We start from the raw sequence: 21,608 nt of genomic DNA on the forward strand, positions 1-21,608 counted from the left end.
GAGCGGCGTCCGTCCGCCGAGCGGTGCTCGACCGCCGGGCGCCGGGTGCTGTCCGCTCGGTTCTAGACCATCTCGCCCGGACAAAGCTACGCCGTTCCGGGCCGTCCCAGGGGGCCGGGCCGGCCGGCCTCGGCGTGGCGGCCGCGCAGGCGGAAGGCCAGGATCACCAAGAGGACGCCGAAGGCCATCGTGTAGCTGCCGATCCACCAGGTCAGGACCAGGGCCGACATGCCCGGATTGATCAGCAGCGCGATGCCGAACAGGATGGAGACCGCGCCCCCGAGCACCAGCCACCAGCGCCCGTAATGGGCATGCAGGCGGAAGGCCGCCGCGATCATCAGGCCGCCGGTGACGAGCGCCCAGAAGGCCACGAGGTAGACGAAGGCCCAGACGGCAGCCGCCGGCACCAGCACCGCCGCGACGCCGACGACGATGTCGAGCAGGCCTTCCATGAGGAGGAAGCCCCAGCGCTCATGCCGCTGGGCGGCCCGCACCGAGGCGACGATGCCCACGATGCCGTCGACCAGCATGTAGGCGGCGAAGAACAGGACCAGCGACAGGACGAAGGCGCCCGGCGCCACGAAGGCGATCAGCCCGAACAGGATGGCGACGACGCCCCGCAGGGCCACCAGCCACCAGTTGCGGGCGAGCACCGTGCTCATCGCATCGAGCCGGGCGAGGCCGCCCGGACCGGCGACACCCGGTGGGATCAGGGGAGAACCGGCCGACATACGCGCCTCCTGCAGGTTGCGGACGAACCGGGTCCCGTCCGCCGGGCCCTCCATGAGTCCGGCTCCCGCCCGGTCGGAAATCCGTCCGCCAAGCCCCGGTCCGCTAAGCCCCAGAACGCAGGCCGGATTTCGGGCGTTCCGTCCGGCCGCCGACGGGACCCGCAATTGTGATCCGCCCCCGGAACAATCGCCCCCGCGCCTTCTTGTTGTGGCCGAGGCGGGAGTTTCGGGCGGCGCGGTTTCGATCGCGCGGCCCCTGGATGCGTGCGGACGATCGGTCGATGCTTCAGGACCAGCAGACCGTGGGGCTCCGGCCCTCACGAGACGATGCGGCGCGGCCGTCCGACCCCCACGGCCGGCCACCCGCCGCCGGAGCGGCGACCGGGCGCCCCCCCGAGGGCGAGGCCCCGCCCGCGGAGGGCCGGAAGCGGAACGACGGCGACGACGCCGAGAACGCTCCGCAGGACGGGACGTCTCCGGAGGACGAAGACGCGTCGGATTCCGAAAACGCTTCGGACGATCGGGATTCGGGCGGCGACGCGGCGCGCCGGCCGAACATCCTGCGCCGGCATCCGTTCTGGGCCCTCGGCATCGCGGTGGCGGTCGTCGCCCTGGCGGCCGGGGCCTACGTCTACTGGCTGACCCAGCTGCATCCCTACGAATCCACCGACGACGCCTTCGTGGACGCCCGGCAATTCTCCATCGCCCCCAAGGTCGCCGGCTACATCGTCGCGGTGCCGGTCACCGACAACCAGCATGTCGAGGCCGGGGCGGTGCTGTTCCAGATCGACCGGCGCGACTACGAGGTGGCCCTGGCGCAGGCCCGCGCGCAGGTCGCCTCCGCCGAGGCCTCGATCCGGAACTTCGACGCGCAGATCGAGGGCCAGAAGGCCCAGGTCGCCGCCTCGCAGGCGGAGGTGACGCAGGCCGAGGCCTCCCTGAAATTCGCGCGCGAGGATGCGGCGCGCTACCGGGACCTCGCCGAGAAGGGCGCCGGCACGATCCAGCGCTCGCAATCCTCGTCCTCGACCCTCGACCAGCAGCAGGCCGCCTACGACCGGGCGCGTGCGAACGTCGTCGCGGCCCGCACCCAGGTCGGCGCGCTCGGTGCGCAGAAGGCGGGGGCCGAGGCCAGCCTCGCCACCGGCCAGGCCCAGGTGGCACAGGCCGAACTCAACCTCGGCTACACCACCGTGACGGCGGCCCAGGCGGGCCGGGTGGTGCAACTCTCCGGCGCGAAGGGCCAGTTCGCCCAGGCCGGCCAGACCCTGTCGACCTTCGTGCCCGACGACATCTGGGTGGTCGCCAACTACAAGGAGACGCAGATCACCGACATGCGCCCGGGCCAGCACGCCGACATCGAGATCGACGCCTATCCGGAGCGCAAGATCACCGGGCACGTGGACTCCGTGCAGCCCGGCTCCGGCACCGCCTTCAGCCTGCTCCCGGCCCAGAACGCCACCGGCAACTACGTGAAGGTGGTCCAGCGCATTCCGGTGAAGATCGTCGTCGACCAGTGGCCGACCGACGTCGCCATCGGGCCTGGCATGTCGATCGTGCCCCGGGTCCACGTCCGGTGAGCGCCGCGGCGGCGCAGGCGGGCGGCGGGTCGGGGAGCAAGGCGGAGGGCAAGGGGGGCGGCAAGGGGGGCGGCAGCGGAGACGGCAAGGCGGCCGCCTCTGGCAAGGCGCCGGGCGAGCACAACCCCTGGGCCATCGCCCTCGTGGTCTCCCTGGCGACCTTCATGGAGGTGCTCGACACCACCATCGCCAACGTGGCCCTGCGCTACATCTCCGGCGGCCTCGCGGTCGGCCCGGACGAGGCGGCCTGGGTGGTGACGAGCTACCTCGTCGCCAACGCCATCGTGCTCACCGCCTCGAGCTTCCTCGCCAAGCGCTTCGGCCGCAAGGCGTTCTTCATGTGGAGCATCGCGCTCTTCACCGTGGCCTCGGTGCTGTGCGGCTTCGCCTGGAACCTCGAATCACTGCTGGTCTTCCGCGTGCTCCAGGGCCTCGGCGGCGGCGGCATGGCGCCGCTGGCCCAGTCGATCCTGGCCGATTCGTTTCCCCCCGCGAAGCGCGGCCAGGCCTTCGCCCTCTACGGCCTCGCCGTGGTGGTGGCGCCCGTTGTCGGGCCGACGCTGGGCGGCTGGCTCTCCGACAACGTCTCCTGGCACTGGTGCTTCCTGATCAACGGCCCGATCGGGTTGATCGCCCTCGGGCTGATGCACGTGCTCTTGGAGGACCCGCCGGGGGCGGTGGCGGAGCGCCGGCGCCTGCGCCGCGCGGGCGTGCGCTTCGACCTCGTGGGATTCCTGCTCGTCGCCACCTTCCTCGGCGCGCTCGAGGTCGTCCTCGACGAGGGCCAGCGCAAGGACTGGTTCGGCTCGAACTTCATCGTCGTGTTCGCGGTGATCTGCGCCGTCGCCTTCGTGGCGATGATCCCCTGGGAGCTGACCCGGAAGAACCCGGTGGTGGATCTCCGGCTCCTGGGCAGCCGCCAGTTCGGCTCGTGCTTCCTGGTGATGATGGCCACCGGCGCGATCCTGATCGCCACGACGCAGTTCGTGCCGCAGCTGGTGCAGGAATATTACGGCTACACCGCCACCCTCGCCGGCCTCGTCCTGGCCCCGGGCGGCCTCGTCACGGTGTTCATGATGCTGGTGATCGGCCGCCTCTCGGGGAAGGTGCAGCCGAAATACCTGATCGCGCTGGGCGCCGCGATCGTCTCGGCGGCGATGTACGACCTGACGCGGCTCTACGGCGACACCAGCTTCTGGTTCTTCGCCTGGTCGCGCATCTATATCGGCATCGGCCTGCCGATGATCTTCATCTCGATCACCGCCGCCTCCTACGAGGGCATCGACAAGGGTCAGACCGACCAGGCCTCGGCGCTGATCAACGTCGCCCGCAACGTCGGCGGCTCGATGGGCGTCAGCCTCGCCCAGAACGTGCTCGCCTACCGGCAGCAATTCCACCAGAGCCGCCTGGGGGAGAGCATCTCCAGCGCCAACCCGAACTACCAGGAGACCCTGCGGGCGGCGACGCAGTACTTCCAGGCCCACGGGGCCTCCGGCGTCGAGGCGCAGAACCAGGCCATCGCCTGGATCGGCCAGCAGCTCCAGACCCAGGTGGCGTATTGGGGCTACATCGACGTGTTCTGGTCGCTCTGCCTCGTCTCGGGCGCGGCGGTGCCGCTCGCGATGATCCTCAGCAAGGTCAAGCTCGGCGGCGGGGCGCCGGCCGGGCACTGAGTCAGTCGGCCGGCGTGGTCGCCTCCGTCACGTGGACGCGCCCGGCCTGGACCGGGACCGGGGCCGCGTCGGTCTCGATCTCCGTGAGGGTGACCTCGGATTTCAGCTCGGGCCCCGCCAGGGCCGAGACGCCCTCGTAGCGGTCGAGGCGGCGGTCGATCATGCCGCCGATCTTCTCGCGGACCTCGGCGACCGTGAGGCTGCGGCGGCCCTTGCCGGCCTTCTCGGTGAACAGGCTGCGGTTCGCCTTCGCGGCGGCCTTGAACACCTGCTTGGCGACCTGGCCCGGCTTCTCGGCGGTGAGTTCGAGGAAACGGCCGGCGCTGGCGGTGCCGAGGAAATGCGCGAAGTAGAGCTCGGCCGTGGAGAGGTCGCGGCCGATGCGCTGCTCGATCCGGCCCTTGTCGCGGTTGATGAGCTCGCCCGCCATCAGGGCGGCGACGTAGGGGTCCTGGCGCAGGCGCAGGACGCGGCTGCGCATCCCCTCGTCGGCGATCATGATGGCGCTGCCGCGGCCCTTCACCGCCGCCGCCTCGTCGGCGAGCCCGTGGCGGGCGCCGTAGGCGCGGATGAGCTCGAGCCAGGTGCCCGACAGGAACTGGAACAGGCCCTCGGCGGAGGAGGTCGAGGCCTTCACCGTGGTGGAGAAGCTCGATTCCTTGTCGGCCAGCGCCATCATGTAGACCGGGTCGACGCCCGTCTCGGTGGCGGCCCGCAGGATGGTGTCGACGATCTCGCGCGGCACGGCCATGTCGCCGAAGCGCAGGCGCTCGGCGCCGGAGGCGTCCCGGCTCGGGGCGAGGCTCGCGAGGTCGCTCTCGATCAGCGCCGCGGTCGCGGGTTCCTGCTCGATCAGCGGAACCCCGGCCCAGTCGGACGCGTTGGCAGCGTCGGAGGCCGGCGCGGGCGAGGTCCGGACCAGAGCCTGCGCCGACAGGGCGCGCTCGTCGATCCGGTCATGGGCCGCCGCGGCCGGGGCCAGGGCGTTCTGCGGCAGGGCGCCGCCCAGGAGCGCGCCCGTCACGAGGGTCGCGAGGGTGCGGCGGCGAAGGGTGGCGAAGGTCCGGCGCGTCCGGCGCTCGGTCCGCGGCAGCCACGCCACGGTCGGGTCTGCGTCGAAGGTCTCGTTGGGCACGAGACGGCTCACGTCGTCGGCGCAGGGCGCCGGCTCCGGGAAAACCCCCATCATTGGTCCTTGTTCGTACCGCAGCCTTCGTCGGGCGCGGCTTCGTTGTCGTTCAGCGAGGGGACGTCTCGCCGGTCGCTGTGACCAGAATGGGACAGCTCCGTGATTCAACGATGGCAGGCTTAACGATGGGTTAAGCCCTTGTATTTACGATTTTTTAACGCTTCGTTCCGGTGCCGTTCAGGCGTACCGCGTCAAAAAGGCGTCCTGGCCAGGGTTGGAACGCAACCCCGGAAGCCCAGTTAGTGAGGGCTGAGCGGAACGGCCCCCAGGTTGGGACAGGCTCCCGTTCGCCTGAAGAAGGAAGCCGTTTCCCAATGAGCATGCAGACCGGTCGCCGCGTCGGCGTTGCCTTCGTTGGCATGGGTGGGGCTGTCGCCACCACCGCCATCGCTGGCATCGAGATGATTAAATCCGGATCGAACCGCCTTGATGGCCTGCCCCTCGCGGGTGTCCCCGTCGCCGGGATGGCCGATTACAAGGACCTCGTGTTCGGCGGATGGGACCTGAACGACGATGACCTCGCCTCTGCCGCGACCGGCCACGGCGTCCTCACCGCCCAGGATATCGAGAACGGCGCCCAGGTCCTGAAGGGCATCAAGCCCTGGCCGGCCGTCGGCAGCGCCAAGTTCTGCAAGAACATCGAGGGTGCCAACCGCATCGTCGCCAAGGACCACCGCGAGGCGGTCTCCGTGATTGCCAACGACCTGCGCCGCTTCAAGGCCGAGAGCAATCTCGACGAGGTCGTGGTGATCAACCTCGCCTCCACCGAGCGCTGGCCGGACCTGTCCGACCCGACCCTGAACTCGACGGCGGCCTTCGAGAAGGGCCTCGACAGCAGCGACGAGTCGATCAGCCCGGCGATGCTCTACGCCTACGCGGCGATCAAGAGCGGCGTGCCCTACGCCAACTTCACTCCCAGCATCGCCGCCGACGTGCCGGCCCTGCTCGAACTCGCCATGGAGATGAACGTCCCCGTGGCCGGCAAGGACGGCAAGACCGGCCAGACCATGATGAAGACGGTCCTGGCCCCGGCCCTCAAGGCTCGCGCCCTGCACGTGGACGGCTGGTTCTCCACCAACATCCTCGGCAACCGCGACGGCCTGGCGCTCAACGACAAGGACTCGCTCCAGTCGAAGCTCAACACCAAGGGCACGGTGCTCGATTCGATCCTCGGCTATCCGGTCGAGGACCACCTCGTGCACATCCACTATTACCGCCCCCGCGGTGACGACAAGGAAGCCTGGGACAACATCGACGTCAGCGGCTTCATGGGCCAGCGCATGCAGATCAAGGTCAACTTCCTCTGCAAGGACTCGATCCTGGCCGCGCCCCTCGTCATCGAGATCGCCCGCGTCCTCGAGCTCGCCAAGCAGCGCGGCGACGGCGGTGTCCAGGAGCAGCTCTCGAGCTTCTTCAAGGCCCCGATGGTGAAGAACGGCCACGGCCCCGAGCATGATTTCGGCAAGCAGCAGACCATGCTGCTCGAGTGGCTCGGCGCGCACTGATGTCGATGCAGATGGAGGGCGCCGGTCCCGCGGCCCCGCTGGCGCTTCGCGCCCTCCTCGTCGAGGTCAACGACCTCAAGCGCGTGCACTCCGCCGGGCGGACCGGCTCCATCGCTGAGCGCCTGTTCGCGCAAGGCTGGGGCGCCCTCACGGGGGGCGCCGCGCCGGAGGCCGTCGCCCTCGACATCACCGCCAAGGCGCTCGCCGCCGCCCGCCTCTGCGACCTCGACGCCGCCTTCCTCGGCGCCGCCGGGCTCGACGAGCGGGCGACGGCCGACATCCTGGTCTCCGGCTTCGACGCCGTCACCGACAGCGTCGAGTCCGGCCTGCGGGACCGCCTCCGGGCGGCCCTGCGCGCGCCGGCGAGCTTCGCGCAGGGTCCCCTGCCGGGCTTCGTCGCCGCCCTGGCGCACCAGCCGCGGGCCGGCGTGACCTGCCCCGGCAAGCCCCGCATCCTGCTGGAGCCGCCGGAGAACCATGCCGAGCACTGCCTGATGGTGGCGGTCTACGGCGTCGTGCTGAGCCCGTTCTACCGGGCCGACCCGACCCTGGTCTTCCTCGCCGCCATGGCGCACCACTTCCACAACGCGGCCATGCCGGATGCCGGCTTCACCGGCGAGATGCTGCTCGGCGACCACCTCCTGCCGATCATGGCCCGGACCACGCGATGGGCCCTCGACGAGCTCGACCCGGCCCTGCGCGAGACGGTCGAGCGGGCGCGCGCCGTCCTGCCCGACGATGCCACGGCGGAGGGCCGCGCCTTCCATGCCGCCGACTGCATCGACCGGGTGCTGCAGATCGCCCAGCACCTGCGGGCCGCGACCCTGACCATGGGCACGGTCCTCGACGAGATGGAGCTCGTCCATGCGGGTCCGGTGAAGGGCTTCCACGACCGCGTGCTGAAGGACATGCAGATCCCGTGATGTCTCCTCGCGACCGCGCGGGCGCCCCGTCATGATCCCCTTCGACCTTCGCTCGCCGGAGACCGGCGAGCCCCTCAAGGCCGACACCCCGCACTCGCTCCGCGAAGTCCAGAGCGGCGCGCGCTGGCCGGTGATCGACGGCATCCCCTATCTGCGGACCAACCGCGCCGGCCTCGTCGCGCGGACCCTGAAGCTGCTCGATGCCGGCGAGGCCGACCTCGCCCTCGAAGGCCTGCTGGCCGACCAGGACGATTGGTGGACCGGCCCACCGGCCGACCCGCTCGACCTGCACGAACTGGTCCGCGAGCGGGACAAGCGCTCCCTGCGCGACGCCGTGCGCCTGCTGGGCTGGGGCCGGGTCGGCGACTATTTCCTGCATCGCTGGACCGACCCGACCTTCCTCGCCGGGCTCACCCTCCTCGAAGCGCACTGGAACGACCCGGTCTGCGTGTTCGAGTTCGCCTGCGGCATCGGCCATTACCTGCGCGAGTTCCAGACCCGCGGCATCAAGGTCTCGGGCGCCGACGTGGTCTTCGCCAAGCTCTGGGTCGCCCGGCACTGGGTGGTCGGCAAGTCGGCGCAGCTCGTCTGCTTCGACGCCAACGCGCCCCATTGGGCGATCCCGGGCGCGCCGGTCGACCTCGTGGTCTGCAACGACGCGTTCTACTTCCTCGACCGCAAGGCCGAGGTGCTGGAATGCCTGCGCCAGAATGCCGGCGACGACGGCTGGCTCGCCGTCAGCCACATCCACAACAGCGACCGGCCCGGCTTTTCGGCGGGACGCGCCGTCTCGGCGGCCGAGATCGACGAGCTCTTTCCCGACGGTCTCGTCTACGACGACGAGGACCTGACCCGCGCCCTCGTGGAACGGCGCGCGCCCGCCCCCCGCAAGCCCCAGGATCTGGCGGGCTGCGAGGCCTTCTCGGTGGTGGCGGGACCCGGCATGCGCCCGGCCCCCCGCCCCGTGATCGACGGCATCACCGTGCCGCGCCCCGGCCGGACGCTCCGCCTCAACCCGCTCTACGTCGCCGACGGGGACAATCGCCACGCGATCCGCTGGCCGTCCGAGCGCTACGAGGCCGAATACGCGGCCCGGGCCACCTATCCGGTCACCTTCACCGGCCCGGACAGCCTCGCCTGGCAGGGCGAGCTCGAGGCCCCGGAGGCAGACCGGGTCCGCGACCGGACCTATGTCGACCTGCCGGAGCGCTGGTGATGGCATCCTCGGACCAGGGCCCCGTCGCCTGGGGCATCGTCGGCTACGGCTGGGTCGCGCGCGACTACATGGCGCCGGGCATCCGCGCGGCCGGGCACCGGCTCGTGGCCGTCGCCGATCCGGGCGAGGCCTCGCGCGCCGCGGCCGAAGCCGAGGGCGCCCGGGCCTATGCGCGGCTCCAGGATCTCGTGGACGATCCCGAGGTGGAGGCGGTCTACGTCGCCACGCCGAACCACCTCCACCGGGAGGCGATCGAGGCCCTGGCGGGCTCCGGGAAGGCCATCCTCTGCGAGAAGCCCATGGCGGCCTCGCTCGACGACGCCGAGGCGATGGTGGCGGCTCTGCGCGGCGGCGACACCTTCTACGGCACCGCCTTCGACCAGCGCCACCACCCGGCCCACCGGGCCATGCGGGCCGCCATCCGCGCGGGCCGGCTCGGCACCGTGACGGCGATCCGCATCGTCTATGCCTGCTGGCTGCCGCGCGCCTGGACCTCCTTCGCCGGCCAGGACAACTGGCGCATCGACCCGGCCAAGGCCGGCGGCGGCGCCCTGATGGATCTCGCGCCCCACGGCCTCGACCTCGTCGATTTCCTCCTCGACGAGTCGATCCACGACCTCGCCGCCCTGACCCAGGCCCGCGCCCAGGACTACGCCGTCGACGACGGGGCCCTCCTGATCGGGCGCACGCCGTCCGGGATCCTCGCCAACCTGCACGTCGCCTACAATTGCCCGGATGCCCTGCCCCGCCGCCGCCTCGAAGTGACCGGCACGAAGGGTCTGCTCACCGCCATCGACACGATGGGCCAGGTGGCGGGCGGCACCCTGTCGTTCACCGACGGGTCAACCGGCGCATCGGACACTCTGCCCTTCGACGGGGAGGCCTCGCCCTTCCTCGAACAGGTGAAGGCCTTCGGCTCGGCCCTGCGCCGGCCGGAGGAGCGCGAGGCCTACAGCGCCACCCGCGACCTCCACACCATGCGCTTGCTGGCCCGCGCCTACGCCGCGTTGCCCTGAGGAACGGAACACCACGACCGTGAACGAGCAGGACCAGGACGACCGCGCCCGCCACAGCCGGATCAAGGCGCCGCGCGCCTACAGCTACGGCGCTCCCCGCCGGATCGAGGGCCTGCCGGCCGCTCTGCCCGAGCCGGTGCGCGCCTATCTGGACATCCTGCCGGAGGGCCGCATCGTCGGCTTCCCCCTGGCGCCCCTCGACCGCACCGGCATCCCGGTCTGGTTCGTGTCGCTGTTCCTCGACGATCCCTTCTTCGTCGGCGCCATGCCGAGCGGCATCGGCTACGGCGCCACCGACGACGAGGCCATCATCGGCGCGGTGGCGGAGATCGCCGAGAACCTGATGCCGTCGCTCGCCGTCATGCCGCGCAAGAAGGAGCGCGCCAGCTACGACGAGCTCGTGCGGGTCTACGGCACCGGCGCGGTCGCCGATCCCCTCACCCTGTGCCTGCCGGCCGGCAGCCCGGTGGGGCGCACCACCACCCTCGAATGGACGCCCACGATCCGCGCCCGCACCGGCGAGACCGTGCTGATGCCGCTGGACATCGCCGCCACCGACTATTTCGAGCTGTCGGAGGGCTACAAGCCCTTCACCAACCTCATCACCAACGGACTCGGCGCCGGGCCGGACGTGGACTTCGCGCTGGGCCACGGCCTGCTCGAACTCCTGCAGCGCGACGGCAACGGCCTGCTGTTCCGCGCCCTCGACCAGGGCGTGGTGCTCGACCTCTCGGAGGGCCTCGGCCCTGAGACGCGCGGCATGCTCGACCGGCTGGAGTCCCTTGGGATCAAGGCCCTGCCGAAATTCGCCACCGACCAGTTCGGCCTGACCAACCTCTACGTCGTCGGCCACGACCGGAACCTCGCCGACACGCCGGTGCCGATCGCGCTCTCGGCCTGCGGCGAGGCCTGCGACCCGGACCGCGAGCGCGCGCTGCGCAAGGCGCTCCTCGAATTCCAGGCCGCCCGCGTGCGCAAGGCCTTCGGCCACGGGCCGCTGGCCTTCGCCGAGCGGGTCACCCCCCCGGGCTACGTCAAGGCCTTCATCGACAAGGCGCTGCCGAGCCTCGATCTGGAGGAGAGCCGCGCCCTGAAGGCGATGCTCGAATGGATCGTCCAGCCGCCGGAGGGCATCGCCGCGACCCTGCGCGACACCGTCTATTCCGAGCGCTCCACCAAGCGCTTCCAGGACCTGCCGACCACGGAGGCGCCGGACGGCCATGCCCGCGGCCGCATCGCCCGCGAGCGCCTGGAGCAGGCCGGCTTCGACGTCCTCTACGTCGATTGCTCGCCGCCCGGAGACCGGGTCGGCGTGGTCAAGGCGATCGTGCCGGGGCTCGAGGTCGAGACCATGAGCTACCACCGCATCGGCGCGCGCAACACGCAGAAGCTCCTCGACCGCGACCATCCGCTGATCCGCTTCGGCGAGGCCACCGACACCCTGAAGCCCGTGCGCCTGACCCCGGAGGCGATCGAGCATTTCGGCGGCCAGCCCCTGTTCGACACCGCGCTGGCCGACCGGATCGTCGGCGCGCACTACCCGCTCTACCGGGAGCCGGAATCGCACCACGCGCCCTTCCGCCTGGAGCAGCAGGGCCGCGCCGCATGAGCCTGCGCTTCGCCTACAACACCAACGGCACCGCCCATCACCGCCTCGACGACGCGATCGACCTCATCGCCGAGGCCGGCTACCAGGGCGTGGCGCTGACCCTCGACATCCACCACCTCGACCCCTTCGCCGAGGCCTGGCTGCAGGAGGCGCAGCGCGTGTCGAGCCGTCTGCAGCGCCTCGGCCTCGGCTCGGTGATCGAGACCGGCGCGCGCTTCCTCCTCGACCCGAAGGCCAAGCACGAGCCGACCCTGGTGAGCGGCGACGTGACGGGGCGGACGCGCCGCATCGGCTTCCTCAAGCGCGCCATCGACATCGGCGCCGTCCTGCATTCCGAGGCGGTCTCGTTCTGGGCCGGCGTCCCGAAGTCCGGCATCGATCCCGACGAAGCCCGGGGCTGGCTGCGCGAGGGCCTGACCGAAATCGTCGCCTACGCCGCCGAGCGGAACGTGGTCGCCTGCCTGGAGCCCGAGCCCGGCATGCTGATCGAGACGCTGGACGACTACGCCGCCCTCGACATCCCCGGCCTGCGGCTCGCCCTCGACACCGGCCATTGCCTCGTCACCGGAGAGCGCGACCCGGCCGCGGCGGTCGGCGAGTTCGCGGACCGGCTCGGCACCGTGGCCCTGGAGGACATGGCGCGGGGCGTCCACGTCCACCTGCCCTTCGGCGAGGGCGACATGGACGTGCCCGCGGTGCTCGATGCCCTCGACGCGATCGGCTTCGAGAAACTCATCTGCGTCGAGCTCTCCCGCGAGAGCCACCGCGCCGACCTGATGGTCCCGGCCTCGCTGCGATACCTGCGCGACTGCCGCAACCCGAACCCGGGAGCCTCCGCGTGAGGATCTGCTTCGTCTCGCGCCGCTACTTCCCGGCGATCTCCGGCATGAGCGTCTACGCGCAGAACCTCCTGCGCGAGCTGGTCGAGGCCGGCCACGACGTCACGCTGATCTCGCAGTACCGCGGCGACGCCTTCGGCACCCGGGTCTATGGCGGCGGCCCGCCGCCCGCCGTGCCCGGCGTCACCGTCATCGGCCTGGAACAGGTCGGCGAGCAGGAGAGCGGCGATTTCGAGCGCGACATCGACACGATGGTGGCGACGATCCAGGCCGAGCACGCCAAGAAGCCCTTCGACATCCTGCACGCGCAGTACGGCTATCCCACCGGCTGGGCCACGCTGCTGGCCTCCCGCGCCATCGGCGTGCCGAACGTGGTCTCGATCCAGGGCGGCGACGGCCACTGGGTCGGCTCCTGCTGCGAGACGCACCGGGTCGCCATGTGCGAGGTGCTGGCCCATGCCAACGCCCTGCTGATCGGCGGCGCCTCCTTCGTCGAGGAGGTCTGCGACCGGCTCGGCGCCGACCCCGCCCGCTTCACCATCGTGCCCGGCGCCGTCGACACCGCCCGCTTCACCCCCGGCCCCGGCGCGCATTCCGGACCGGTGCGGCTGTTCTATCACGGCCGCGTCGACCGCCGGAAAGGCGTGCTCGACTTCATCGACGCCCTCGCGCTGCTGCGCGCCCGCGCCATCCCGTTCGAGGCGATCATCTCCGGCATCGGGCCGGACGTGGAGTCCTCGAAGGCCCGCGCGGCGGAGCTGGACTTCTCCGAGGCCGAGATCCGCTTCACCGGCTACGCCGACTACGACACCGTGCCGGACCTCTATCGGGCGGCGGACGTCTTCGTGTCGCCGACCTACGCGGAGGGGTTCTCCAACACCATCCTGGAGGCGATGGCGGCCGGGCTCGCCGTGGTCTCGACCCACTCGGTCGGCGTCTCGGACTGCCTGCGCGACGGCGAGAACGGCCTGCTGGTCCAGCCGGGCGACGTGCCGGCCCTGGCCGACGCCCTCGCCCGGGTGATCGAGGACGCGCCCCTGCGGCGGCGCCTCGCCGAGGACGGCCTCGCCGAATGCCGGCGGGTCTATTCCTGGCGCGCGGTCGGCCGGCAGATCATGGACGTCTATGCCGGCATCGCCCAGGCCCGGCCCGCCACCGACTTCCCCACGGTGCTGCCGCACGATCCGTCCTGCCGCTTCCGCGCCGAACCGCACCTGCTCTGAGCCGATGCCCCGCGCGCTCGCCCTGTCGCCCCATCTCGACGACGCCGCCTTCTCCTGCGGCGGCCTCCTGCACGCCCTCGGGGCGGCGGGCTGGGACGTGACGACCGTGACGGTCTTCACCGCTTCGGTGGAGAACCCCACCGGCTTCGCCCTCGCCTGCCAGACCGACAAGGGGCTCGGACCGGAGGTCGACTACATGGACCTGCGCCGGGCCGAGGATGCGGCGGCGATCCGCGCCCTGGGGCTGGCCCCGCCCCGCCACTGGCCATTCCGCGAGGCGCCTCATCGCGGCTACGCCTCGGCCCCCGAGCTGTTCGGGGAGGTCCGGGCCGAGGACGGGATCGTGCCCGACCTGACCCGCGCGATCCGGGCGATCCTCGCCGAGACGGCCCCCGACCTGATCCTCGCCCCCCAGGCCATCGGCGGCCATGTCGACCACGTCCAGGTGGTGCGGGCCCTCGACGCGGCCGAGCCCGCCGCGCCGATCCTGTGGTGGCGCGACTTCCCCTACACCGTGCGCGACCAGAACCCGAAGGAACCCCTGCGCGCGCGCTTCGCCGCGCTGCCGGAGGCGGAGATCCGTTTCGGCCCCGAGGGCCGGGAAGCGAAGGCCGAGGCCTGCGCCGCCTACGCGACGCAGCTCGGCTTCCAGTTCGGCGGCCGCGAGGGTCTCGTCCGGCGCCTGGAGCAGGAGGGCGGCCGCGAGGGCTTCCGCCGGCAGGGCGCCCTGCCGGAGAACCTGGCGCGCCTCGTCGCCGATGCCGGCTGAGGCGCCGCCCGCCGAACCGAAGAGCCTGCGCGACCCCGGCGCCCTCGCCGCGCGCAGGGCCCTACGCGACAGCCCCCACATCGCTCCCCTCCGCGCCCTCGCCCGGCAGATCGCCGAGGCGCACGGGGCCGTGGTGCCCGACCCCGATCCCCTCGACGGCGGCGTCGAGGCCCGCCTGCTGATCCTGCTGGAGACGCCGGGGCCGAGCATCCGCGGCACCGGCTTCGTCTCGCGCGACAACCCGACCGGCACCGCCGCCAACCTGTTCCGCTTCCTCGCCGAGGCCGGGATCGCCCGCCGGGACACCCTGCTCTGGAACACGATCCCGTGGGTGATCCACGCGCCCGGTGCCCTGAACCGGGCCCCGCGCCGCGCGGAGATGAGGCAGGCCCTGCCCTGCCTCGCGCCGCTCCTCGCCCGGCTGCCGCGGCTTCGCGTGGTCGTGCTCTCCGGCCGGGTCGCGGGCCTCGCGCGCGGGGAGCTCGCGGCGCTGCGGCCGGACCTGCCCGCGATCGCCGTCCCGCATCCGAGCCCGACCTATGTCTGCACCGCCCCCAGCGTCGCCGAGCGCATCCGGGCCGGTCTCGCCGAGGCGCAGGCCTGCATCGCCGGTGGGCATTGCGCCTCCCTCGCTGGCAATTGCCGCCCGATGCCCCTAAATGCGGGCGACGGGCCGTGGTCCGGCACAAGCTCGGGTTGACCCATGCCGCCATGCGGCCGTGTGCGGGGAGCCCAGCGGAGGCGGACGCCGACACGATGAACTTTGCGAGACAGCAGAAGCAGATCGAGACGGCCGAGGCCCTCGCGCCCGAGGCGTCCCCGATCGACGCGACGGAGGCCGAGGCGGCCCCGGCGAAATCCGGGATGCGCGGGCGCTATGCCTGGCTCGGCACCATCGCCAGCCTCGCCATCCTGGCCGGCTCGCTGTTCGTCCTGTGGAAGCTCGTCCAGACCGTCACCTGGGCCGAGATGCATGCGGCCTTCACGGGGGCCTCGGCCGAGCAGCTCGGCTTCGCCTTCCTGTTCGTGGGACTGAGCTACCTCTTCCTCACCTGCTACGACGCCCTGGCGCTGCGGCAGCTCAAGCTGAAGGTGCCCTACCGGACGACGGCGCTCGCCTCGTTCACCAGCTACGCCGTCAGCTTTACCCTCGGCTTCCCGCTCCTGACGGCCGGGACGATCCGCTACTGGATCTACTCCAGCAAGGGCCTCGGCGCGGCCAAGATCGCCGCCCTGACGGTGATCGCCGGCTTCACCTTCTGGCTCGGCATGGGCGTCGTCCTCGGCCTCAGCCTCATCGTCGAGGCGGGCCAGCTCGCCGCCCTCACCTTCACCAGCATCGCGCTGAACCAGGGGGTGGGCTTCGGCGCGCTCCTCGCCGTGGTCGCCTACCTGCTCTGGGTCTCGCTGAAGCGCCGGCACGTCCGGGTGAAGAGCTGGCGCCTCGAACTGCCCGGCGCCTCGGTCTCCCTGAGCCAGATGGTGGTGGGCATCGGCGACGTCTGCGCGGCCGCCGCCACGCTCTACGTGCTCCTGCCGGCCGGCACCTCCATCGGCTTCACCACCTTCGTGGCGATCTACGTCCTGGCGGCCATGCTCGGCATCGCCTCCAACGCGCCGGGCGGGATCGGGGTGTTCGAGGCGACGATCCTGCTCGCGCTGTCGAGCCTGCCCCGCGACCAGGTGCTCGGCTCGCTGCTGCTGTTCCGGGTCTGCTACTACCTCGTGCCCTTTGTCATCGCCCTGGTCATGTTGACCGTGTACGAGATCGTCAAGCGCAGCCGGGGCACCGGGACCCGCGGCGCGCCGTAACCCGGGAGGGTCCGCATGGCACGGGGCGCGCGCCGATCATCCTGGACCGCCGCCGCCGTCGCGACCCTGGGCCTCGGGGTGTTCGCCGCGGGACGGGGCACCCTCGACGGCCCGACGGTCGCGGCCTCCGTCGTCGTCCTCTGCCTCGGCGGCGTCATCGGCGGCCTCGGGCGCACCCGCATCGTGCGCGTCCCCGAGAGCCCCGGCACCAGCCGCCACTCGGTGGCGGAGGCGCTGCTCGCCAACATTCCCGACCCCGTGATCCTGGTCGACCGCCGCGCCGTGGTGATCGAGGTCAATCCCGCCGCCCGCGCCCTGCTGCCGGCGCTGAAGCTGCGACACCCGCTCTCCTTCGCCCTGCGCGCGCCCGACGTCCTCGACGGGATCGAGGAGGTCCTGCGCACCGGCGCCCCGCTCAAGACCCTCTATGCCACGCGCGTGCCCACCGAGCGCGCCTTCGAGGTGCAGATCGGCGCCCTGCCGATGCCGGACGGCGTGGTGGGTGGGCAGCCGAACGTCGTGCTGTTCCTGCGCGACCTCACCTCGGCGCGGCGCCTGGAGGCGATGCGGGTCGATTTCGTCGCCAATGCCAGCCACGAGCTGCGCACGCCGCTGGCCTCCCTCCTCGGCTTCATCGAGACGCTGCAGGGGCCGGCCCGCAACGATCCGCCGGCGCGGGAGCGCTTCCTCGGCATCATGAAGACCCAGGCGCAGCGGATGGCGCGCCTCGTCGACGACCTCCTGTCGCTGTCGCGGATCGAGTTGCGCGAGCACGTGGCGCCGACGCGGCCCGTCGACCTGACCCGGATCGCCCGGCAGATGGTGGACACGCAGGGGCCGCTGGCCCGGGACCGCGGCGTGGTGCTGAGCGTCGCGGCCGAGGGCGCCTTCCCCATCCTCGGCGAGCGCGACGAGTTGCTGCGGGTGGTCGAGAACCTGATCGAGAACGCGGTGAGATACGGCGGCAGCGGGGGACGCGTCGAGGTCGCGCTCCGGCGCCAGGAGGACGCCGCCAGCGGGCGCACCGGCGTCGAGCTGTCGGTGCGCGATCACGGGCCGGGGATCGCCGCCGAGCACATCCCGCGCCTGACCGAGCGGTTCTACCGGGTCGACGTCGCCTCGAGCCGCGACCAGGGCGGCACCGGCCTCGGGCTCGCCATCGTCAAGCACATCGTCAACCGGCACCAGGGCCGGCTGATCATCGAGAGCGTGCCCGACGAGGGCACCACCGTGCGGGCGATCTTTCCGGAATTCGAGCCCGCAGAGACCCGGGAGGCCCTGGCCGAACCGGCGTGACGGCGACCCGCTACCGGAACGGCGGCTCGTCGAAGCTGCGCAGCTTGCGCGAATGCAGGCCGTGGCGCTCGGCCCGTAGGTTGTCGAGGGCGGCGAGCCCGATCAGCAGGTGCTCGGCCACCGCGCGCTCGTAGAAGGCGTTGGCGGCGCCCGGCAGCTTGATCTCGCCGTGCAGCGGCTTGTCGGAGACGCAGAGCAGGGTGCCGTAGGGAACCCGCAGGCGGTAGCCCTGGGCCGCGATGGTGCCGCTCTCCATGTCGACGCCGATGGCGCGGGAAAGGTTGATGCGCCGCCGCTCCTGGCTGAAGCGGAGCTCCCAGTTGCGGTCGTCGTAGGTGACGACCGTTCCGGTCCGGAGCCGGCGCTTGAGGGCCTCGCTCTTCTCGCCGGTGATGTGGGCGGCCGCCGCCTGGAGGGCGAGCTGCACCTCGGCCAGGGCGGGCACCGGCACGTCGGGCGGCACCAGTTCGTCGAGGATGCGGTCGCGGCGCAGGTAGCCGTGGGCGAGGACGTAGTCGCCGATGGTCTGCGACTGGCGCAGGCCGCCGCAATGCCCGACCATCAGCCAGCAATGCGGGCGCAGGACCGCGAGGTGGTCGGTGATCGTCTTCGCGTTGGACGGGCCGACGCCGATATTCACCAGGGTGGTGCCCTGCTGGCTCCCGTCGGGCCCGCGCGCCACGAGGTGGTAGGCCGGCATCTGGTACTTGTGCCAGGGCGAGGCGGCGATGAGCGCGGAGGGATCGACCGACGCCGCCTCGGCCCGCGAGACGGTGACGCCGCCCGGCAGGATCATCCGCTCGAAGCCTTCGTCGCCGCGGGCGAGGCGCTCGAGCCCGTGGCGGATGAAGCCGTCGACGTAGCGGTGGTAGTTGGTCAGCAGGATCCAGGGCTGCACGTCGCCCCAGTCGCTGCCGGTGTAGTGCACGAGGCGGCGGAGCGAGTAATCGGTGCGGATCGCGTCGAACAGGGCGAGCGGACGCGGCGCGTCGGGCAGATCGTGCCAGAGGCCGTCGGCGATCTCGTCGCCCACCACCGAGAGCAGCGGCACGGGGAAGTAGGTGGCGAGGTCCCGGGGCGTGACGCCGCTGCGCCCGAGATCGGCGCCCGGCTCGATCACGTAGGGATAGGGGATCTCCTGGGCGCTGAGGCCGACCTCGAGGGTGACCGCGTAGTCCCGCACCAGGGGCCGCAGCTGCTCCAGCAGGTAGCCGCGGAAATGCGCCGGCTGGGTTACGGTGGTGGCGTAGGTGCCCGGCGCCTGGAGCTTGGCCGTGGCGCGCGAGACCTGCGGCATCGGGCCGGTGGGCTGGTAGGTCAGGCGCAGCTCCGGATAGCGGAACTGCAGCCGCTCGGTGGCGTCCGGCGGCGGCCCGCCGTCGAGATAGCGCGCGAGGGCCGACCGCAGAGCCTCGATCGCCCCGGCATGCAGGGCCGCGAGGCGGTCCACCGCGGTCTCGGGGTCGGAGACGGACTCCATCGGTCGCAGCTCGTCGCGGATCACGGTGCCTCCTGGCCAAATCTCGGTCCGGAGGGTCTTACACCCGGGGGACACCGGAGGCGAACGCGCAGCTTCCGTGATGCCCTCCGGCGCCCGCGGCGGAGACGTTTCCCAATTGTCCGTTTGTCAACCACCAACCATTTTGCTGCGCCTATGATTCCATTAACATATGCAAGGCATCCAATTCGTCTCATCGAGATGAAAACTGGGTTCTCGGGTCAGCATAAGCGGCGACGGTAGGGAGAACAGCGCGTCGATGCTCACAGCCATCGGTTGCTTCATTGCTGAAAATGATCCTTGGCTGATGGTCCTCGCGGCGATCATTTGCGCGCTCGCGACGACGTCTACGATTGCGCTGGTGCATCACGCGAAGCAGACCCGGACCGGCTGGCGCAGCGGCTGGGTCGCGGTCGCGGCGGTCGGCGGCGGCTCGGGGATCTGGGCGACCCATTTCCTGAGCATGCTGGCCTCCGATCCCGGCCTGGACGCGGCCTATGCCGCCGGTCTGACGGTGCTGTCGCTGGTGTTCGCCATCCTGCTGAGCGGGATCGGCCTGGCCACCTCGGTGTTCTGGAACGCCCGCGTCGCCCCCCTCGCGGGCGGCGCGATCGTCGGGCTCGGCATCGCGACGATGCACTACACCGGCATGGCGGCCTATCAGGTCGCCGGGCACATGGAATGGCATCCGGGCCTGGTGGCGCTCTCCCTCCTCGCCGGCGTCGGGCTCGCCATGGCGGCCCTCTGGATCGGACTGACCGGCGTACGGCCCCGGGCCCGGATCGTCGGCGCCGCCTGCCTCGCCGGCGCGATCTGCTCCCACCACCTCATCGGGATGACCGCCCTGACCCTGGTGCCGGACCCGCGGGTGCTGGTGCCCGAGGAGACGGTGAAGCCGCTCTGGCTCGCGCTGCCGGTGGGGCTCGCGAGCCTCACGATCCTGATCCTGGCCTGCACGACGCTGGGTCTCGACCTGCGCAACCGCCAGCGCGAGATCTATCGCGGGCGCCTGCTCAGCCTCGCCAACGCCGCCGTGGAAGGCCTCGTGATCTGCCAGGACGGCGTCATCGTCAGCGCCAACGACAGCTTCGCGGCCCTCACGGGCACGGAGGCGCGCAGCCTCGACGGGGTGTCCCTGTCCCACTTCATCCCCGATGCCGGGACGCTCCGGAGCCTGGAGGCGGGACGCGACGAGGCGGTGGAGGGCACCCTCTACCGCACGGACGGCTCCGCCCTGCCGGTGGAGCTGATCATGCGGCCCATCGCCTATGGGCGCACGCCGCACGTCGCGCTCGCGGTGCGCGATCTGACGACGCGCCGGCGGGCCGAGCGCCAGATCCAGTTCCTTGTCGGCCACGACCCGCTCACCGGCCTGCCCAACCGGCAGCACTTCCATTCGGGCCTGGACGAGGGGCTCCGGCGCGCGGCGGCCTCCGGCGGCCGCCTCGCCCTGCTCCACATCAATCTCGACGGGTTCAAGGAAATCAACGACCTGTTCGGCAACGCCATCGGCGACGGCACGCTGGTCCGGGTCGGCCGCCTCCTGGGCGGCCTCCTCGACGCGACGCAGATGATCGCCCGCATCGGCGGCGACGAGTTCGCGGTGCTGACGCCCTGCACCCATGCGGTGGCCGCCGGCCGCCTCGCGGAGGAGATCCGGGCGAGCCTGCAGGCGGCGGCCGAGGGTGCGGCCCAGGGCGAGCCGGTTCCGGCCGCCACGATCGGCATCGCGGTGTTCCCCGACGATGCCCGCGACCGCAACGACCTCCTCAACGCCGCCGACACCGCCCTCCTCCTCGCCAAGGCGGAGGGACGCGGGAACTACCGCTTCTTCGAGGCCTCGGTCGGGCACGACGTGCGCGAGCGCCGCCTCCTGGAGAAGCAGCTGCGCCGCGCCCTGGCGGAGGACCAGCTGCGCCTCGTCTACCAGCCGCAGATCGAGACCCGGACCGGGACGGTAATCGGGTTCGAGGTGCTGCTGCGCTGGCACCAGCCCGCCCGCGGCTTCGTCTCGCCCGCGGTGTTCATCCCCATCGCCGAGGAGAGCGGGCTGATCCGGGAGATCGGCGCCTGGGTGCTGCGGGAGGCCTGCCGCGAGGCCGCGCGCTGGGGCGTACCGCTCAGCGTCGCGGTGAACGTCTCGGGCGTGCAGGTCCACGATGCGGGCTTCGCCCCGGCGGTCCAGGCGATCCTGGCCGAGACCGGCCTCGACCCGGCGCGCCTCGAACTCGAGATCACCGAGACGGCCCTGATCCGCGATCCCGACCGCGCCCTGACCAACCTGCGCCAGCTCAAGGCCCTGGGCCTGCGCATCGCCATGGATGATTTCGGCACCGGCTACTCGTCGCTCTCGAACCTGCGGCTGTTCCCCTTCGACACCATCAAGATCGACGGCTCCTTCATCGCCGCGGTGGATTCCAACCCGCAGGCGGCCGCCATCGTGCGCTCGGTGCTGGGGCTCGGGGCGGGCCTCGGCCTGCCGGTCATCGCTGAGGGCGTGGAGACGGTCGAGGAGCTCGGCTTCCTCGTCGCCGAGAAGTGCCACGCCGCGCAGGGCTACTTCATCGGCCGGCCCGGGCCGATCGGCGGCTTCGAGCAGCAGACGGGCGGCACCCGGCAACGCGCGCCCGTCGCCGCCTGAGCCGGGCCGGGCTTCGGCCTCCGCTTGCCCCCGGCGCCCGCTTGCCCGAAACCGTGCGCCCGGCGCAACGGTCGGCAATCCTGGAAAG

The 21,608-nt window shown here is 71.7% G+C and carries 17 protein-coding genes; 14 read left to right on the forward strand and 3 right to left on the reverse strand.

What is annotated here, in order from left to right; all coding sequences use genetic code 11:
• Positions 1-86: 86 nt before the first annotated feature.
• On the reverse strand, positions 87-731 hold the full coding sequence (locus ACXJY8_RS15780; RefSeq protein ID WP_463780682.1) for an HdeD family acid-resistance protein: 645 nt from the start codon (positions 729-731) through the stop codon (positions 87-89).
• Between the two features lie 281 nt (positions 732-1,012).
• On the opposite strand from ACXJY8_RS15780, the gene ACXJY8_RS15785 reads away from it, so the two are divergent.
• Both ACXJY8_RS15785 and ACXJY8_RS15790 read left to right on the forward strand, forming a co-directional pair.
• Positions 1,013-2,311, forward strand: a complete 1,299-nt coding sequence (locus ACXJY8_RS15785) for an HlyD family secretion protein (RefSeq protein ID WP_463770480.1) — start codon at positions 1,013-1,015, stop codon at positions 2,309-2,311.
• Entirely contained in the window at positions 2,308-3,984 is a 1,677-nt protein-coding gene (locus ACXJY8_RS15790; RefSeq protein WP_463770482.1) for a DHA2 family efflux MFS transporter permease subunit, read from the forward strand. The genes ACXJY8_RS15785 and ACXJY8_RS15790 overlap by 4 nt, the downstream gene beginning before the upstream one ends.
• Position 3,985: 1 nt before the next feature.
• Here the strand turns inward: ACXJY8_RS15790 and ACXJY8_RS15795 are convergent, their stop codons facing one another.
• The gene (locus ACXJY8_RS15795; RefSeq protein ID WP_463780686.1) at positions 3,986-5,170 is read right to left on the reverse strand and encodes a transglycosylase SLT domain-containing protein; all 1,185 of its coding nucleotides are present in this window, start codon (positions 5,168-5,170) and stop codon (positions 3,986-3,988) included.
• Positions 5,171-5,487: 317 nt separating this feature from the next.
• Between ACXJY8_RS15795 and ACXJY8_RS15800 the strand changes: the two genes are divergently transcribed.
• From ACXJY8_RS15800 to ACXJY8_RS15850, 11 genes are read left to right on the forward strand one after another with little or no spacing between them, the layout of a single operon-like run.
• Positions 5,488-6,678, forward strand: coding sequence for an inositol-3-phosphate synthase (locus ACXJY8_RS15800; RefSeq protein ID WP_463770484.1), 1,191 nt, complete (start codon positions 5,488-5,490; stop codon positions 6,676-6,678).
• A 5-nt stretch (positions 6,679-6,683) separates the two neighbouring features.
• The gene (locus tag ACXJY8_RS15805; RefSeq protein WP_463780688.1) at positions 6,684-7,601 is read left to right on the forward strand and encodes a hypothetical protein; all 918 of its coding nucleotides are present in this window, start codon (positions 6,684-6,686) and stop codon (positions 7,599-7,601) included.
• Positions 7,602-7,632: 31 nt separating this feature from the next.
• Complete coding sequence (locus ACXJY8_RS15810) at positions 7,633-8,817, forward strand: class I SAM-dependent methyltransferase (protein ID WP_463770486.1); 1,185 nt, start codon at positions 7,633-7,635, stop codon at positions 8,815-8,817.
• Positions 8,817-9,833, forward strand: a complete 1,017-nt coding sequence (locus tag ACXJY8_RS15815) for a Gfo/Idh/MocA family protein (RefSeq protein WP_463770488.1) — start codon at positions 8,817-8,819, stop codon at positions 9,831-9,833. Before ACXJY8_RS15810 ends, ACXJY8_RS15815 begins: the two co-directional genes overlap by 1 nt.
• Before the next feature lie 19 nt (positions 9,834-9,852).
• Positions 9,853-11,442, forward strand: a complete 1,590-nt coding sequence (locus ACXJY8_RS15820; protein ID WP_463770490.1) for a YcaO-like family protein — start codon at positions 9,853-9,855, stop codon at positions 11,440-11,442.
• On the forward strand, positions 11,439-12,284 hold the full coding sequence (locus ACXJY8_RS15825) for a sugar phosphate isomerase/epimerase family protein (RefSeq protein ID WP_463770492.1): 846 nt from the start codon (positions 11,439-11,441) through the stop codon (positions 12,282-12,284). The genes ACXJY8_RS15820 and ACXJY8_RS15825 overlap by 4 nt, the downstream gene beginning before the upstream one ends.
• A complete protein-coding gene (locus tag ACXJY8_RS15830; protein ID WP_463770494.1) occupies positions 12,281-13,504 on the forward strand; it encodes a glycosyltransferase family 4 protein in 1,224 nt (407 codons plus the stop codon). The genes ACXJY8_RS15825 and ACXJY8_RS15830 overlap by 4 nt, the downstream gene beginning before the upstream one ends.
• A gap of 4 nt (positions 13,505-13,508) precedes the next feature.
• Entirely contained in the window at positions 13,509-14,273 is a 765-nt protein-coding gene (locus tag ACXJY8_RS15835; protein ID WP_463770496.1) for a PIG-L deacetylase family protein, read from the forward strand.
• Positions 14,263-14,973, forward strand: a complete 711-nt coding sequence (locus ACXJY8_RS15840; protein ID WP_463770498.1) for a uracil-DNA glycosylase — start codon at positions 14,263-14,265, stop codon at positions 14,971-14,973. Before ACXJY8_RS15835 ends, ACXJY8_RS15840 begins: the two co-directional genes overlap by 11 nt.
• Before the next feature lie 56 nt (positions 14,974-15,029).
• Entirely contained in the window at positions 15,030-16,085 is a 1,056-nt protein-coding gene (locus ACXJY8_RS15845) for a lysylphosphatidylglycerol synthase domain-containing protein (protein ID WP_463770500.1), read from the forward strand.
• Positions 16,086-16,100: 15 nt separating this feature from the next.
• Positions 16,101-17,381: an ATP-binding protein gene (locus ACXJY8_RS15850; protein ID WP_463770502.1), complete on the forward strand. Its 1,281-nt coding sequence runs from the start codon at positions 16,101-16,103 to the stop codon at positions 17,379-17,381.
• Positions 17,382-17,391: 10 nt separating this feature from the next.
• On the opposite strand, the gene ACXJY8_RS15855 is transcribed toward ACXJY8_RS15850, so the two are convergent.
• Positions 17,392-18,885, reverse strand: a complete 1,494-nt coding sequence (locus ACXJY8_RS15855; RefSeq protein WP_463770504.1) for an AMP nucleosidase — start codon at positions 18,883-18,885, stop codon at positions 17,392-17,394.
• A 355-nt stretch (positions 18,886-19,240) separates the two neighbouring features.
• Here ACXJY8_RS15855 and ACXJY8_RS15860 point away from each other — a divergent pair, with 355 nt between their 5' ends.
• A complete protein-coding gene (locus tag ACXJY8_RS15860; protein WP_463770506.1) occupies positions 19,241-21,520 on the forward strand; it encodes a bifunctional diguanylate cyclase/phosphodiesterase in 2,280 nt (759 codons plus the stop codon).
• The last annotated feature ends 88 nt before the right edge of the window (positions 21,521-21,608 follow it).

The sequence above is a fragment of the Methylobacterium sp. TK31 genome, assembly GCF_055361545.1.